This window comes from Arthrobacter sp. 754, from assembly GCF_040548695.1.
Taxonomy (GTDB): Bacteria; Actinomycetota; Actinomycetes; order Actinomycetales; family Micrococcaceae; genus Arthrobacter.
In genome coordinates, this window is the sequence record NZ_JBEPSC010000002.1 from 229,669 (window position 1) to 244,351 (window position 14,683).

A 14,683-nucleotide genomic window follows, 5' to 3' on the forward strand; every position below is an offset into this window, starting at 1 on the left:
GCTGGCACTGAGCGGCCTGCAGCTTGCACTCCGCACAGACCGTCTACGGGCGCTCGCCATGGGCGGCTTCCCGCCGCTTGACGGCCCGTACCAGACCATGCTGACGGTCACCCGGGCAGCGCATGTGATGTCGGTCCAGGCCGCCGGCGAACCTGCCGCGCAGGTCCCTAAACCCGAGCCGGGGGACTGGGACTCGGTGTCCGTTCAGACCACCGAGGACCAGACGCAGCAGTTCGTCACCCTGTACGAGGCGCTGCAGGACTTTGATGACATTGCCGCAGTGCTTCCCGCTGACCTGCCGCGGCTCGCTTTCGCCGGCGCCGAGGACAGCATTGACTACAAACCCGTCTGGGGCGGAGTCCAGGTGAAAATCGGAGAGCCGCTGGCACGGCACCGGGGCACGCTGACCAAAGCAGGGTGGGACGTCCGTGTCCTCCCCGGCCTGGACCATCTGGGTGCGATGCACAGCGCCGTCGTCCTGCCCATCCTCAGGGATTGGCTGCAGAAGGCGGGCTGGGTGAAGTAGCTGTACTTAACCTGACTATTCCGCGGGCCCGGACTTGCGGTGCCGGTGGTGGAGTTCGTAGCTGTCGAACACGTCGGCGGACGTTGTTCCGGCATGGCCGAACCTGCCGCGGAGGACGTCCGCGAGCCCTTCCAGCGCTGCGTGCAGCATCCGCCCGGCGAACTGGAGTTCGGGGTTTTCGCTGTGCTGGGCCTGGGATGAGAGTTGCTGGGCGTAGGCAATGGTTGCCGGCAGGGAACCCCGCTGCTCCACTTCGCGGAAGTAATAGCTTTCGTGGAACGCGAGCAGGTCGATGCTCACCGCCGCCACGCTTCCGGCCATCGACTCCAGCAGCCCGGCGGCATGCCGGGGTTCCAGCGAAGCCAGGCCGTCGGGCCCTGCCGCCTCCTTGAACAGGTTCAGCTGGTGGGCCAGGGCACGGCGGCGGTTCAGGGCCGGGTAGGTCTGCAGGATCCAGGTGACTGTTGCGGTCAGCAGCCCGAATCCTGTTACCGCCTGCAGGGCGGCGACCAGCCTGAGCAGCGGATGTGCCGGGACAATCTCCCCGAAGCCCACGGTGGACAGGGTCACCAGGGAAATGTAGAGGGCTTCGGCAAAGTCGCCCCGTTGCGGAACGCCGGCCCCGAAAACAAAACCGTCCGGCAGGTGGGGCAGGTACAGCAGGGCCCAACCGATGGCTGCCAGGGCGGCCCATGCGGCGATCACGGCGGCCATGGCCAAAGGGGCTGCGATGAAGGGTCCGCGGCCGCGCAGTTCCCGGGACAGCAGCCAGAACCCGCGCATGATCGCCCGTCCCACCGGGCCGGAGCCGTGCGGATACAGGAGGGTTTGGAAGACGTCGGCGATCATCAGCAGAATCAGCGCCGCCCCCACAATCGTCCAGAGCGTACCCACGAAGTCCATGCCTCATCTTAAGGGCGGCGGCGGGGCCACCAGGACCAAGTAAAAGCCCACAGTGCTGGTCCGGTAGTCCATCGGCGGAGCCCGGCTTGCGGGACTCATGGCGCCCAGCGTGCGACCATCAGAGTGCCGGCGCAGTTTGCACCAGCCGGCAACGGCGATCAGGGGGAACGTTGTGCGCAGGGAATCTCGGCCGGACAAAAGATCAATGCCCCGCTGGGCGAACACCGCCGTCGTAACTTATTTGTCAGTGACAGCTGCCGTTGGTGCCGTTGCGCTCCTGAACAGCGCGTTCATCCTGGGGCTGGACCAGCTGTGGCTGCTGCGGGCGCTGATGCTGCTGACGCTGCCCGTTTCGGCCGCATACCTGGTGGTCGGCATCCTGCTGGATCTCCTGCGTCCGCCGTGGCCCCGCGAGTTCAGCTTCGGCGGGTTAACCCCGACGGCGCTGCTCTACTATCTGGGATACCTTGCCCTTGCGGCGGTCAACGCAGCGGTGTTCCGGTGGGTGGTCCTCAGTACCCGGAAGCGCGCGCCTGCTCGCGCCAGGGCCGCCGTCACCGCTGCTCCGGCCACGCCGCCAGAATCAGCCGCCGATCAGGTGGCTAGGCCCCGCGGGGTCAACCAAAACACGAAAAACCTTCTGTGGGCGGTGCCCCTGGCTGTGGGGCTCAGCCTTCCGCAGTGGCTCGTGGCGCGCTTTTCCTGGTGCGGGATCAGCGGGTGCAGCGGCGGAGGTTTCGGGGTCTCCACCGGAAGCGAATGGGTGGCGATCCTCCTGAGCGTGGTGAACGGCTTCATCCTCGCGGTGGCTGTGTTCGCCGTGCGCTGGCTGTATCCCGCCCGGACACGGGCCCTGATTGCTGTAGCGGCCGGGACGCTGTTCGGGCTCCTGGGGGCGGCAATCACCCACGGCTAGCACCCCGGTGAAGCGGCGGCCGGCGGACAACGCCTCGTTGCCCGCCAGCCGCCAACAGAGCACTTCTTAGTGGCTGGACAGTTGCCTGGTCAGGGACTCAGGAAGGAGTCCGAGCTGTGCCATGTAATCCAGCTGGTCAAAGTAGAAGTGGTGCGATTTGATCTGTCCCGCTTCCACCTGGGCGATGTCGCAGCTCCGGACCCTGACCTTCTTGCCGGTAGGCGGCAGGGTCTCTCCGGACGGCAACCTGATGGGGCCGGTGTTCGTTGCCACAACGTAGCCCTCATCGATTGCCACGTCCCCGGCATCGTACTTGGCCGTGTACTCATACTTGATGTCCGGGAATGCCTCCCAGAAGTGGTCAAGGTAGCTGGTGATCTTGTCACGCCCGGTGATCTGCCCTTCATCCGGGGTGAAGAGCACGGCCTCATCGGCGTAGGTTCGAGCCAACGCATCCCTGTCCTGAGTGTCCATGGACGCGGTAAACCGGTCCATGACCTCGCGTGCCTGTCCCATTTTCGACCTCCATGTGGTTAAAGGCGGCCGCACGGAAGCGTGGGCCGCTTCGTGGTTTTTTGGCTCTACTTGGCGAGCCAATTTAAGTACATGCCCGCCGCCCCGGGGTGTCAACGAACCGGGCTACCCTCCCTCAGAACGGCAGGGCGATCAGGGCCGGCAGGGCAGGGACCCCCGCGCCGAGGGTGTCTGGGGGCCTGAATGCCCTGCCCGGGCCGGGTGAAGATGCTGGCTAGGCTGGGCTGATGGACTATCGCATCCGGCAAGCCACTCCCGAGGACGCAGAGGCTTTGGTGCTCATGCACACCCTGGTTCACGAGGAGTGCTACGGAGACATGTTGTCGGCGGAGTTCTTCCGCAGCCGGCGTGCCAGCATTCCCGAACGGGTGGAACGCCGTCGGCCCTCCCTGGCAGGCTCCGACCCAAGGATCATCGCCTTCGACGCGGACGGTGAACTGGTGGGGTTCGCCGACGCCGGGCCGGGACGGGATGAGGACGGACCCGAGGCGCTGGAGCTGTACTCGCTGTACACCCTTCGGCGGACGCACGGCAGCGGGCTGGGTGCCGCCTTGCTGCGTGCCGCCATCGGCGACAGCCCGGCCTATCTCTGGGTGCTGGAGGACAATCCGCGGGCGCTCGCCTTCTACCGCAAGCACGGCTTCCGCCCCGACGGGAAGCGCGGGCTGCTGCCGCCCGAATGGGAGGAACTGTCCGAATTGCGGATGGTCCGGCCCGCGGCCGACAGGTAGGATCGGAAGCGTTGCCGCAGGTCGGCAGCGGTTTTGGGGGAAACTGATGAACAATTTGCTGCTGCACCGTGCGCTCCGCACCTTGCGCGCCGGGACCGCGCTGCTGGTCGCCGCGGGGCTCCTGCTGGCTCCCGCCGTCGTCGCACTACCAGCGTCGGCCGACGACGCCACGGCCACCGAATCAACGGCCACCGAATCAACTCTGGTCGACGCCGGACTCCAGCCCCTGGGGGTGGTGTCCGCGCCCGACGGCACGCTGTACGTCAGCGACTACCACTGGGCGGGCGGCGTCGCCGTGTTCAAACCCGGCGAGACCCGGGCATTGCGCACCGTCACCGTGGGGCGCTTCCCGTCGTCGCTGGCGGTGACGCCGGACGGGACGCTGTACGTGCGGCAGACAACCGACTCGGGACAGGCGGAGATCGGCGTGGTTCCTGCCGGAGCAGCCACAACGGACTTTGCCATCGCCGTGAGCGCGGGCATGCACTGGCTCACGGCGGGACCCGACGGATCACTGTATGTGGCCAATCCGGCGGAGGGGAGCGTCTCCGTGGTCCCGCCGGGTGCGTCCTGGACAGAGCGCACCATCCAGGCGGGGCCGTACCCGGTCCAGGTGACGGTGGCCAAAGACGGGACACTCTACACCGCCAACGAGTATGAGGGCACAGTCACGGTAATCCCCGCGGGATCGCCCAGCCCGTCCCACACCATCAGCGTGGGGGCGAAAGCGCACCCGCACGGCATCGCGGCCGCGCCGGACGGAACCGTCTATGTGGCAAACATCCTGACGAACGACGTCGCGGTCATCGAACCCGGCGGCACTGCAGTGGCCCGGCGGATCCCCGTGGGCGGCGCACCGCAGGAGGTGGTTGCCGCCCCGGACGGCACGGTCTACGTGTCAAACAGCACGGACAACACGGTCTCGGTCATCCCGGCCGGCGCTGCGGCCGCCGCGGAAACCATCCCCACCGGGGAGGACCCGGGGCGGATGGCAGTCCGGGCCGACGGATCAGTGGTGGTGGTCAACAGGGGCGGCAGGTCCCTGACCGTGATTGGCCCGACGCCGGACGGGTCCGCCCCGGCTACCGCAGGGGTGCCGGCCGGCGGCGTTGCGGCTGACGTTGGTGCCTCGGGCGACGTTGGTGCTTCGGGCGCCGTCGCCTCACCGGGACTTCCGGCAGTTGCCGCCGCGGCAGCGGTGGTGTTCCTCGGCGGTGCCGCTGCCCTGGTAGCGGTGGCACGGCGCCGGCGGAAGGACCGGCCGGAGGTTCCGGCGTGGACTCTCAGCCAGGGTCCGTGACCGAACGCAGCTTCTCGAAGGATTCTGTCCAGCCGTCCCGGTGCAGCGCAAGCCGCTCCTCGGTCCGGAACGGCCCCTGCGAGAGCACCAGCCGGGTGCCGGTTCCGGCGCTCCCGAGCGAGAGGTCCACCACGGTTTCGGCGTCGTCCGGAGTGGGCTCCTCCCAGTTGAACGTGTAGACGAGGCGCCAGGGCGGGTCGATCTCCAGGTACTCGCCGGACAAGTGGAAGGGCTCGCCGTCCGGCGGCGTCATCCGGAACCGGTAGCGGCCGCCCACCACGAGGTTCACATCGGCTGCGGGGATGATGAAGCCGTGCGGCCCCCACCACTTCACCAGTTCGGCTGATTCCGTGAGCATCCTGAAGGTGCGGTCCGGGGGAGCGGCGAGCATGTACTCCAGATTAAGGACCAGCCCGCCGGTTTGCTCAGTCATTGTCCAACTGTGGCATCCGCCGGACAGGGACGGAAGGCCGCAAGGCTGGTTAACTGTCAGGTGAACTGAGAGAAGGAGCCACCCATGCCCGATCTGGCCAAGTCACGGAAACTGCGGGTCAGCCTGCCCGATCAGAACCTGCTGGCGGCACTCGAGCCGCCGTCCGGCGTCGAACTTTTCCTGTGGGACCTCAGCGGTCCCGCCCCGGAGGGCAGGATCGATCTGCTGGTGCCGCCGTACATGGGCAAGCCGGACGGGCTGGCCGCGCTGAAGGGCGTCGATGTGGGGCTGGTGCAGAGCCAGTCCATTGGGTACGACGGCGTGGCGGACGTCCTGCCCGAAGGGTGCGTTTTCGCGAACGCGGCCGGAGTGCATGAGACGTCGACGGCGGAACTCGCCGTGGGCATGATGATCGCCAGCCAGCGCGGCATGGCCGAGTTTGCGCGCAACCAGGCCGCCGGGACGTGGGACAACCGCATGCGGCCCAGCCTGGCCGACAGGCGCGTGCTGCTGGTGGGTTACGGGGGAGTGGGGAAGGCGATTGAGGCCAGGCTGCTGCCGTTCGAGACCGAGGTGACCCGGCTGGCCAGCCGCGGCCGCGACGATGAGCGCGGCAGGATCTACGGTCTTGAGTCCCTGTACGAGCAGTTGCCGCTGCACGAGATTGTGGTGGTCAGCGTTCCCCTGAGCGAGCAGACCCGGCATCTGGTAGATGGCCGGTTCCTGGCGGCGATGGCTGACGGCGCGTTGCTGGTGAACGTGGCCCGCGGGCCCGTGGCGGACACCGAAGCCCTGCTGCGGGAGACTTCTTCCGGCAGGCTCCGTGCGGCTTTGGACGTGACGGATCCGGAGCCGCTGCCGCAGGACCACCCGCTGTGGAACGTGCCGGGCGTGCTGATCACCCCGCACGTCGGCGGTGCGAGTTCGGCCATGCTGCCGCGGGTGGCACGGCTGATCCGGAAGCAGATCGGGCTGCTGCAGTCCGGACAGGAACCGGTGAACGTGGTGCTGGGCGGGGCTGCCGGGCGGTAGTTGATCAGCCGAGGGACGCAAGGAACGCCGTCGTATCCGCTGCCACCTGCTCCGGGCACTCCCACAGCATCAGGTGCCCCACATCGGGATAAACCTTCAGCACTGAGCTGGGGATCCGAGCGGCAAGGGTTTCCTGGCCGCTCAGTGGCAGCAGGGTGTCCCGGGCGCCCCAGAGAATCAGCGTTGGCGCACTGATGGTTCCCGCTTCCGTTGGCGGCGCTGCGTTGCACAGTCCGTTCAGGATGCCCTTCCAGGCGTGGGCGGGCATCCTGAGGCCGTCGCGCACGCGGTCCTGGATGTACCACGCCGGGACCTCGTGGTGCATGGGAAACCAGGACAGGGAATCCCGTACCCAGTCCTCGTCCAGCGGGTCCGTCAGGCGGTCCACTTCGTCGGCGAAACCGGGCCGCCCCTGGAGGCTCAGCGGACAGCCGACCAGCACCATTGCCGTTACCTTTCCGGGATGAGTAACGGCCAGCTGCTGGGCGACGTAGCCTCCGCTGGAGGAGCCGACGACGGCGGCCCGCGGCACGTGGAGGGCGTCCAGGACCGCGGCGGCGTCCTCGGCCTGTTCAGCCAGGGAATAGCCGCCCTCCGGTTTGTCCGCGTCGCCCTGCCCGCGGAGATCCGGCGCGTAGACCCTGAAGCCGGTCAGCAGGGGATCAGGCGGTCAAAGCTGCCGCGGGATTCGCCCCACGCGTGAAGCAGCAGCACCGGTTCCGCGCCGGCATCGCCGTCGGTGCGGCAGGGCACGGAGATGCCGGTGCGGAGCGTGAGGCCACGGACCTCGGACTCCATGGCCGCTCAGCGGGTGATCTGATAGCGGATGTGGGTGACCAGGCCGGTGCCGCTCACTTCCGTCGGCTCAAGCGTGAGGTTCCCGACGCCGTCGAGCAGCCGCTCGCCTGCCCCCAGGAGCATGGGCGCGATGTGGAGCCGCAGCTCGTCGATCAGCCCGGCCGAAAGGAATTGCCGGGCGGTCTGCGCCCCGCCGGCAACCGCCACGTCCTTGCCGCCAGCCGCGTCCCGGGCCTGGGCAAGCGCCGAATCAATCCCGTCCGTCACGAAGTTGAACGTAGTGCCGCCCTCCATCTCCAGGGGCGCCCGCGCATGATGGGTGAGGACGAACACGGGTGCGTGATAGGGCGGCTCCTCGCCCCACCATCCCCGCCAGTCTTCAGCCCACGGTCCGGGTCCCGGCCCGGCGTACATGTTCCGGCCCATGATGAAGGCGCCCGCCTCGAGGATGCCTGCGCGTGCGGCCGCGTTGGCCTCGGCTTCTTCGAACTGCCACCTGTGCAGGCGCTCTCCGCCCTCGCCCAGCGGTTCGGCCATGCTTTGGTTCGGGCCGGCGAGGAAGCCGTCGAGGGAGATGGTCAGATCGCACGTGACTCGGCTCATGGGCTCATCATGCCACCCGTTCATGGCCCTGAGTAGGGCCCGGATGCTCGATCGTGACGGTGCCGGCGTCGCCGTCCACGCGGATCTGCCGGCCGCTGGTGAGACGCTGGGTGGCCACGCCGGTGCCGAGCACCGCGGGGATGCCGTACTCGCGGGCCACGATGGAGCTGTGGCTCAACGGCCCGCCCACATCGGTCACCACAGCGGAGGCCATCGCGAACAGCGAGGTCCACGCGGGGGTGGTGATGCGGGCCACCAGGACCTCACCGGGCAGCATCAGGGCGAAATCTTCCGGCCCCCTCAGGACGCGGGCCGGAGCAGTCACCCGGCCTGAGCTCGCGCCCGTGCCTTTGATCACGTCGCCCGGCTTCTGCTGCGGGCCCGCAGGCATCATCGATCCGAACGCCTTGTCCATCCACCGGTTCTCGGGGAGCATCTGGGGGGCAGCGGCCTTCAGCTGGCCCCGCCAGAGCATTTTGCGGTCCTCGACGGCGGCGGCGCGGACGGGCCGGTCCGCTCCGGTAATCGCCACGGCTGCAGTTGCCCCCGGTGCGGCCAGGCCGAACTCGACGGCGCTGCGCAGCTCATGGTGCCGCAGCCAGAACACGTCCGCGGGCTCGGCGATGACAGCGGAGTCCGCCAGCCGCCGGCCGAGTTCGAGCAGCATGCGCCGCAGCAGCGGCCACGCCAGCCCGACGTCGGCCAGTGCATCCTCTCGGATCGGGGCGGTGGTCTGCGCCCAATGGAGCAGCCGGAGGAACGCGGCCCGGCGGCGGGGCCCGAGGCGGGTGCTGACCAGCCGGGTTTGGTTCTCCCTGCGTTCGGCGGAGCGCCGCTGCCGCTCGTAGGGGTCAGTGCCCTGCCCGCGCAGATAGAACTTCACCGTCCCCAGCAGCGCCGACGGATCGTCGGCCGGCACCGGGGTGGCGAAGTCCAGGTTGTAGACGGCATGGCCGAACCGGTCCGGATGGTCCTGGAAGCGGGGATGCCACTGCTGCCACAACGCCGGATCGAACCCCGCAGGCGGGGCGCCGGTGCGCTGGGACCCGGCCAGCGCCGTCGTTGGTTCATCGAGGAGCGACGCCGCCAGCCCGGGAACGCCGCGGGCCCAGCTTGCGAGGTCGTACAGCGACTTTTCCGCCCGGATGGGTTCGCTGTCGTAACCGAGGATGAACGTCAGGGCCGGGGGGTCCCCATCGCGCCGGACGAACCTGTCATAGAACGCCCGGAAGGACAGTTCGCTGCTGGCGGCGAGCGGAATGACCGACTGCACGGCCGTGTAGTAAACGGTGCCGGCATCCAGCAGCGCCTGCACCCCCTCGAGCAGCTCCTCACCGGAGAGCTCCGCGACGGGCTTCGCCTGCCAGTCCGTAATCTCCCGTTCGTACTTGGGGTGCGAGTATTCGCGCCAGCCAGCCACGCCCATGTGTGCCTGGCCGCGGGCAAGCGCGCGGACCGCCGTCGGCGTCATGCCCAGCATGCGGAACATTCCCGCGGTGCGGTAGTAGTAATAGGCGTACCCATTGATGGTGGGCATTTTGACGTCGTCCTCGCGGATGATGTTCTTGCCCAGGGCGCCGGCCAGCAGGGCTCGCAGTGAGCGGGGCACCGAGCCGGCAATGAGGTCCGCAAAGAGCGGCGAGAGCGGGTCGGGCAGCTGTTCGACGATGCTCGCCCGGAAGTAGAGACCCTTCGGATAGGGCACGGGCCAGGTGTCCGGAGTCTCGGGCGCCGGCTCCGGGAGCGCGGTGATGGGCCGGGACTGCAGTATAAAGAACCTGCCGCCTGCCCGCGCCCACTCGATGTCCTGCGGCGCCCCGAAATGATCTCCAATCCGTTGTCCATAGCCGGCCAGTTCGGCGGCGGCGCGGTCATCAAGGACAGGCGAACGACGGCGGTCCGCCGGCACGGGCTGCTCCCGGGTGCCGTGCTCTGAAGGGACAGTCATGATTGCCTTGTCCGCCGTTTGCCGCGACAGCACATTGCCGGTCCCGGCTTCGACAACCAGGTCATCGGTGGTGACAGTTCCGCTGACCACGGACTCGCCGAGGCCCCAGGCGGCGCTGATCGAAATCTGGTCGCGGCGCCCGTTGGCCGGATTGGCCGTGAACATCACCCCGGCGGCTTCGGCATCTATCATCTGCTGGACCACGGCGGCGAGGCGCACCGTGTCCGGCGCGATGCCTTCCCGGGCGCGGTAGGCCATGGCCCGCGCCGTCCACAAGGAAGCCCAGCAGCCGATGACGGCCGTGGACAATGCCCCGGCCCCGCGGACGTTCAGGTAGGTCTCCTGCTGCCCGGCGAAGCTGGCCGCGGCGAGGTCCTCGGCCGTGGCGGAGGAGCGCACCGCAACGGCCGTGTCCCCGCCGTCGAGAGCCTCGTAGGCGGCGCCGAGTTGCGCTGCCATGTCGGCCGGCATGGTGCCGCCTTCGAACAGATTCCGGATCCGCTCCGAGGCGTCCGCGTAGTCCTGCGGCGCCGCATCCTTTGGGAGCGCGGCGAACTCCTGGATGCCGGATTCGAGGTGGTTTTCCTCCACGAAAGCCGAATAGGCGTCGGTGTTCAGCACAAACCCCGGGGGCACCGGCAGCCCGGCCCGGATGAGGCCGCCGAGCCCCACGGCCTTGCCGCCTGCCGCGGCGATGTCGCCAGGTCCTACTTCGCCCAGGTTGTTGACGTAGGTCATGATTCCGCGTCCTCACTGCCCCGCCTTTGGGGCGTTTGAGCGAACCTGATTCTCCACATACTGGCACTGCCGCCTGAAGGAGGCCATAGCCCAGCGTGTCTGAGGATTCAGTCCCGCCGTGGCGCATAGGGTCAATCCATGGGCAAGGAACAGTGCAGCGAGTTGGAAGGGCAGACCTCCATCAACGAGCTGCTCGACAAGCCCATCGGCGACACCCATATCCAGCTGGTGCTGCCCCTCCACGTCCAGCTCCGGCCGGGCGAATTCCGCCGCGTCTCCTGACGCCTCGGAGCGTCTGGCGGGTCGGGGCACGCAGGCAACAGCCGCCGTCGGAATTACGACGGCGGCGCACGGGTGGCAGCGCCGGTCGCCTTAGCGCTTTCTGGCAACTATTTTCCAATAATTAAAGCCGTGAATTCCTGGATGACTTATTACCTCAAGATCAGCTCAAGTCTCAATCAATGTTGTGCCAGGATCAGCCAAGAACCGCTGTTCCCCGCCGCGGGAGAAATAGGATCCTTTTTGACGCAGCTTTCGACAGGGTAATAGAGCCCGGCAAATTGTCGGGCTTTATTATTGGGGAAAATAATGTCGAACAATGAGGTTCCAAGTGCTCTGGGACTTGCCGGTTCCAGGCCAGTGCCACCAGGCAGGCCGCATGTTTCCACAGCGTGGTTCCCGGTGAAGCGCGCAGCAGGGACCATTGCCCTTGCTCTGTCCCTTGCCCTCCCGTTAGCTGGCTGCCTCGCGCAGCCGGAGGCCACTACGGGAACTTTCCAGACAGGCTCGCCGGACAGCGCAGCGGTTTCCGCGGAGGTGACGGCCTCGCCGTCGTCCGCTCCAACGGGCCAGGCGACGGGCGCCCCGCTCGACCCGGAGAACCCTTCCCTGGTTGGGAACGGCGCAGCGGCTCCGAAGTCGCAGCCCGCCTTTGTCACCACAGCGATCGACCTGCTGGTTGCCCTTCCCATCAAGGGCCGGGCACCGAAGACCGGATATGACCGCTCGCTCTTTGGGCAGGCCTGGGCGGACGTTGACCGCAACGGCTGCGACACCCGGAATGACACCCTCAAGCGCGACCTGACCGGGATTACTTACACCAACAGCGTCCCCTGCAAAGTGCAGTCCGGGACGCTGGCGGACCCCTACACGGGCGCCACCATCAGCTTCCTGCGGGGCAACGCAACCAGCAGCGCCGTCCAGATCGACCACGTTGTTGCCCTCAGCGACGCCTGGCAGAAAGGCGCGCAGCAGCTGACCACGGAGCAGCGGACCGCGTTCGCCAATGACCCGCTGAACCTGCAGGCGACGGACGGCCCCACCAACATGAAAAAGGGCGACGGCGATGCAGCCACCTGGTTGCCGCCGAACAAGGGCTTCCGGTGCGAATACGTGGCGCGGCAGATCTCGGTGAAGGCAACGTACAGCCTGTGGGTCACGCAGGCGGAGCATGACGCGATGGCCAGGATCCTGGCCGACTGTTCCGGCCAGCTCGCACCCACAAACGGGCAGGCACCGGCTGCTCCGTCGCCGGCACCCGCGACTGAGAAGGCGCCGTTCGTGGCGGCGGCCCCGGCAGTTCCCGCGCCGGCGGCTGTGGCACCCGCACCTGTTGCTCCGGCGCCGGTTGTGCCGGCACCTGCTCCGGCAGCGCCCGCCGCCGTCTACTACGCCAACTGCACGGCGGCCAAGGCCGCAGGCGCGGCGCCGATCTTTGCCGGGCAGGCCGGCTACCGGACTGCGCTGGACCGCGACGCCGACGGCGTGGCCTGCGAGAGCTAGACCAATTCCATCACTCCAATGTTCCAAACTTTCCAAGGGGGAAAAATGAAGAAGACTCTCACAGTGCTTGTGCTGACCGGCCTCATGCTGACGGGATGCGGTGGCAAGCAGTCGGCAACGCAGCCAACAGCCACCCCAACTGCTGTTGCAGCTGTTGCAGAGACGGTCACGGTTCCAGACGTGATGGGCCTGACGCTGGATAAAGCGACGGATCAGCTGGAAGATCTCGGGTTCGAGGTAAAAGCCGTGGACACCGCCAAAGGCAAGTCCATCATCATCAAGAAAAATTGGCAGGTGACCTCCCAAGACGGCGCTGCAGGCGCGCAGGTGGCGAAGCGTTCCGCCGTGCACCTCGGCGTGACGAACCTTGATGACAAGGCCGCTGCGGAAAAGGCTGCGGCGGATAAGGCCGCCGCAGACAAGGTGGCAGCTGAGGCTGCTGCTGCAGCAAAGGCGTCGGTCGCCAAGGCCGCGGCAGATCAGGCAGCCGCGCAGCAGATGGCCGCCCAGAAGGCCGCCGAAGCGGCCGCACAGCAGGCTGCCCAGCAAGCTGCTGTGAAGCCGGCACCCGTAGTCCAAGCACCGGCCGAGGTTTACTACGCGAACTGCACTGCGGCCAAGGCTGCCGGCGCAGCTCCGGTTTACGCAGGTACGCCCGGCTACGGGACGCACCTCGACCGGGACCGCGACGGCATCGGCTGCGATAAGTAGTCACGACGTGACTTTCAGCGGCAGGGCTGGGCGAAACCAGCCCTGCCGCTGAAAGTTCGGGATGGCAGGCCTCCGCGGGCCTGAACACATTTCGGTAAGCATCCACACCGTCCGCGGAACCGGCCAGATGATGGCGAGCGCGAGAACCGGCACTATCGAAACGCCGACGTCGGGAAACTGGCGGATGATCACGGTCAGGTGGGTGTCGAAACGTGCCGGGGCGTAGATGAGGCACAGCCACAGGGCGAACGCGTCGAGGGCGAGGGCCGCGGCTCCGAATGCGAGGGGAGCCCCAAGACGCCCCGCAGCAGAAGGTTCGCGCAGCAGGAACCGCAGCGCCAACCACAGGCTCAGCAGTTCCGCGAGCAGCAGGGCCAGCGACACAGCCCAGCTGTACTGCTGCAGCCAGTCCTCGTGCACCACAGCCGGTATGGGGGAGTGCCCGTGGAGGATCCGCAGCAGGTTGGTGTCGATGGCCTTTAGCCGTGATGGGGCGGCAGCGTCGTTGCCGTTGATGACCAGGGCGATGCCTAAACCTGAGGATGGAACCAGGCCCAGATACGTGTGGCTGTTGCCCCATTCGCCCTGGTGCTCAAGCAGCAGCGGCAGTGCAGCGGAATCGGACGCCGCTGCAGGATCCACCGACTCCACCAGCGGCCGCGTGAACCAGCCCATGGCATACTGCTTGGTGCCCTCTACCCGCACCCGGGGCTCGAACATCGCCGCAACGCTCTCGGCCTGGAGGATTCGCTCGTCACCGTACCGGCCGCCGTCGAGCAGTGCCATCAGCACATGGCCCAGGTCCTCGGCCGAGGCGTACATGGTGCTGGACGGCATACCCGTGGTGGGCGCCGGAACCTCCGTCTGCTGCCAGAACGAGCCGAACCAGCGGGAGTAACCGGCGGCCGCGCCGTCCGCCCGTGCGTCAACCCGCGCCGGGTGGCTGTGGGACATCTGCAGCGGCCCGAGGACGTTCTGCTCCATGTACTCCGCGAAGGGCTGGCCGGAGACGGTCTGCACCAGGAGCCCCAGGACGTTGAAGTTGGCGCTCGCGTAGCGGAAACCCTGGCCCGGTGCTCCGGCCAGAGGCGAATCTGACAGGGCGCGGACCCCTTCTTCGAGTGCCTCCGGATCCTGGGCGAGGGAAGCTTCGAAGGCCGTGTCGCGGGACGACATGCCGCTGGCCTGGTGGAGCAGGTGGCGCACCGTGATCGCCCACGAGCGCTTGTCGTCCAACGTGAACCAGGGCAGGTAGGTCTGCACCGGCTCATCCAGCCGCAGCCTGCCGGCCTCCACCTGCTGCATCACGGCGATCGACGTCAGGGATTTGCTGGTGGAGGCCAGCAGCACCGGCGTCTGCGCTGTCATCGGCCGCCCGGCGTCATCGGCGCGGCCGAACGCCGCGGAGTGCACCTGGACCCCATCCCGGACGACGGCGACAGCGGCGCCCGGGACCCCGAGCACCTCCAGCTGCTCCCGCAGGAACGCGTCCACTGCAGGATAGGTCTGCTCCGGGTCCGCGGCTTCCGTCGACGGCGGAACACCAGTAGCCGGTGCCGACGTCGGGATGGCGGAGCCACCAAGAATTCCCACAGCCATGAGGCACATCAGGAAGCAGCGCGATGACCAGGAATTCGCTCGCATGCCCGCACCTGCACTTCAGCCGACCGTCCCTACACGGTAGGGCCTCGGCAGGTGGAACACAATGCGTTCAGGCCCTGGGACGAG

General features: G+C 67.7%; 14 protein-coding genes. 7 read left to right on the forward strand and 7 right to left on the reverse strand.

Annotation, left to right across the window (positions count from 1 at the left end; all coding sequences use genetic code 11):
• Positions 1-541: 541 nt before the first annotated feature.
• A complete protein-coding gene (locus ABIA70_RS06620; RefSeq protein WP_354146798.1) occupies positions 542-1,429 on the reverse strand; it encodes a potassium channel family protein in 888 nt (295 codons plus the stop codon).
• A gap of 247 nt (positions 1,430-1,676) precedes the next feature.
• Here ABIA70_RS06620 and ABIA70_RS06625 point away from each other — a divergent pair, with 247 nt between their 5' ends.
• Positions 1,677-2,345, forward strand: coding sequence for a hypothetical protein (locus ABIA70_RS06625; protein WP_354146799.1), 669 nt, complete (start codon positions 1,677-1,679; stop codon positions 2,343-2,345).
• Positions 2,346-2,411: 66 nt separating this feature from the next.
• Here the strand turns inward: ABIA70_RS06625 and ABIA70_RS06630 are convergent, their stop codons facing one another.
• On the reverse strand, positions 2,412-2,861 hold the full coding sequence (locus ABIA70_RS06630) for an ester cyclase (protein ID WP_354146800.1): 450 nt from the start codon (positions 2,859-2,861) through the stop codon (positions 2,412-2,414).
• A 245-nt stretch (positions 2,862-3,106) separates the two neighbouring features.
• Between ABIA70_RS06630 and ABIA70_RS06635 the strand changes: the two genes are divergently transcribed.
• Positions 3,107-3,610 (forward strand): GNAT family N-acetyltransferase, encoded by a 504-nt coding sequence (locus ABIA70_RS06635; protein ID WP_354146801.1) that lies wholly within the window; start codon positions 3,107-3,109, stop codon positions 3,608-3,610.
• Positions 3,611-3,656: 46 nt separating this feature from the next.
• Positions 3,657-4,910 carry a Vgb family protein gene (locus ABIA70_RS06640; RefSeq protein ID WP_354146802.1) on the forward strand — a complete coding sequence of 418 codons (1,254 nt, stop codon included), beginning with the start codon at positions 3,657-3,659 and terminating at the stop codon, positions 4,908-4,910.
• Here the strand turns inward: ABIA70_RS06640 and ABIA70_RS06645 are convergent.
• The gene (locus ABIA70_RS06645; RefSeq protein WP_354146803.1) at positions 4,894-5,343 is read right to left on the reverse strand and encodes an SRPBCC family protein; all 450 of its coding nucleotides are present in this window, start codon (positions 5,341-5,343) and stop codon (positions 4,894-4,896) included. The two genes, ABIA70_RS06640 and ABIA70_RS06645, sit on opposite strands and share 17 nt — an antisense overlap.
• Positions 5,344-5,427: 84 nt before the next feature.
• Between ABIA70_RS06645 and ABIA70_RS06650 the strand changes: the two genes are divergently transcribed.
• On the forward strand, positions 5,428-6,375 hold the full coding sequence (locus ABIA70_RS06650) for a 2-hydroxyacid dehydrogenase (protein WP_354146804.1): 948 nt from the start codon (positions 5,428-5,430) through the stop codon (positions 6,373-6,375).
• Between the two features lie 4 nt (positions 6,376-6,379).
• Here ABIA70_RS06650 and ABIA70_RS06655 read toward each other — a convergent pair whose 3' ends face one another.
• From ABIA70_RS06655 to ABIA70_RS06665, 3 genes are all read right to left on the reverse strand, one after another.
• Positions 6,380-7,033, reverse strand: a complete 654-nt coding sequence (locus ABIA70_RS06655; RefSeq protein WP_354147327.1) for an alpha/beta fold hydrolase — start codon at positions 7,031-7,033, stop codon at positions 6,380-6,382.
• 146 nt (positions 7,034-7,179) lie between these two features.
• Complete coding sequence (locus ABIA70_RS06660; protein WP_354146805.1) at positions 7,180-7,776, reverse strand: dihydrofolate reductase family protein; 597 nt, start codon at positions 7,774-7,776, stop codon at positions 7,180-7,182.
• A 7-nt stretch (positions 7,777-7,783) separates the two neighbouring features.
• Positions 7,784-10,462: a PEP/pyruvate-binding domain-containing protein gene (locus ABIA70_RS06665; protein ID WP_354146806.1), complete on the reverse strand. Its 2,679-nt coding sequence runs from the start codon at positions 10,460-10,462 to the stop codon at positions 7,784-7,786.
• A gap of 138 nt (positions 10,463-10,600) precedes the next feature.
• Here ABIA70_RS06665 and ABIA70_RS06670 point away from each other — a divergent pair, with 138 nt between their 5' ends.
• From ABIA70_RS06670 to ABIA70_RS06680, 3 genes are all read left to right on the forward strand, one after another.
• Positions 10,601-10,744 carry a hypothetical protein gene (locus ABIA70_RS06670; protein WP_354146807.1) on the forward strand — a complete coding sequence of 48 codons (144 nt, stop codon included), beginning with the start codon at positions 10,601-10,603 and terminating at the stop codon, positions 10,742-10,744.
• A 399-nt stretch (positions 10,745-11,143) separates the two neighbouring features.
• Positions 11,144-12,244, forward strand: a complete 1,101-nt coding sequence (locus ABIA70_RS06675; RefSeq protein ID WP_354146808.1) for a GmrSD restriction endonuclease domain-containing protein — start codon at positions 11,144-11,146, stop codon at positions 12,242-12,244.
• A gap of 45 nt (positions 12,245-12,289) precedes the next feature.
• Positions 12,290-12,955: an excalibur calcium-binding domain-containing protein gene (locus tag ABIA70_RS06680; RefSeq protein WP_354146809.1), complete on the forward strand. Its 666-nt coding sequence runs from the start codon at positions 12,290-12,292 to the stop codon at positions 12,953-12,955.
• Here the strand turns inward: ABIA70_RS06680 and ABIA70_RS06685 are convergent, their stop codons facing one another.
• Positions 12,956-14,599: a serine hydrolase domain-containing protein gene (locus ABIA70_RS06685; protein ID WP_354146810.1), complete on the reverse strand. Its 1,644-nt coding sequence runs from the start codon at positions 14,597-14,599 to the stop codon at positions 12,956-12,958. It lies immediately after the preceding gene.
• Positions 14,600-14,683 lie beyond the last annotated feature (84 nt).

Coding starts and splice junctions, on each gene's coding strand:
- ABIA70_RS06620 (WP_354146798.1), bottom strand. CDS start 1,429: ATGGACTTCGTGGGTACGCTCTGGACGATTGTGGGGGCGGCGCTGATT.
- ABIA70_RS06640 (WP_354146802.1), top strand. CDS start 3,657: ATGAACAATTTGCTGCTGCACCGTGCGCTCCGCACCTTGCGCGCCGGG.
- ABIA70_RS06685 (WP_354146810.1), bottom strand. CDS start 14,599: ATGCGAGCGAATTCCTGGTCATCGCGCTGCTTCCTGATGTGCCTCATG.
- ABIA70_RS06650 (WP_354146804.1), top strand. CDS start 5,428: ATGCCCGATCTGGCCAAGTCACGGAAACTGCGGGTCAGCCTGCCCGAT.
- ABIA70_RS06635 (WP_354146801.1), top strand. CDS start 3,107: ATGGACTATCGCATCCGGCAAGCCACTCCCGAGGACGCAGAGGCTTTG.
- ABIA70_RS06670 (WP_354146807.1), top strand. CDS start 10,601: ATGGGCAAGGAACAGTGCAGCGAGTTGGAAGGGCAGACCTCCATCAAC.
- ABIA70_RS06680 (WP_354146809.1), top strand. CDS start 12,290: ATGAAGAAGACTCTCACAGTGCTTGTGCTGACCGGCCTCATGCTGACG.
- ABIA70_RS06630 (WP_354146800.1), bottom strand. CDS start 2,861: ATGGGACAGGCACGCGAGGTCATGGACCGGTTTACCGCGTCCATGGAC.
- ABIA70_RS06645 (WP_354146803.1), bottom strand. CDS start 5,343: ATGACTGAGCAAACCGGCGGGCTGGTCCTTAATCTGGAGTACATGCTC.
- ABIA70_RS06665 (WP_354146806.1), bottom strand. CDS start 10,462: ATGACCTACGTCAACAACCTGGGCGAAGTAGGACCTGGCGACATCGCC.
- ABIA70_RS06660 (WP_354146805.1), bottom strand. CDS start 7,776: ATGAGCCGAGTCACGTGCGATCTGACCATCTCCCTCGACGGCTTCCTC.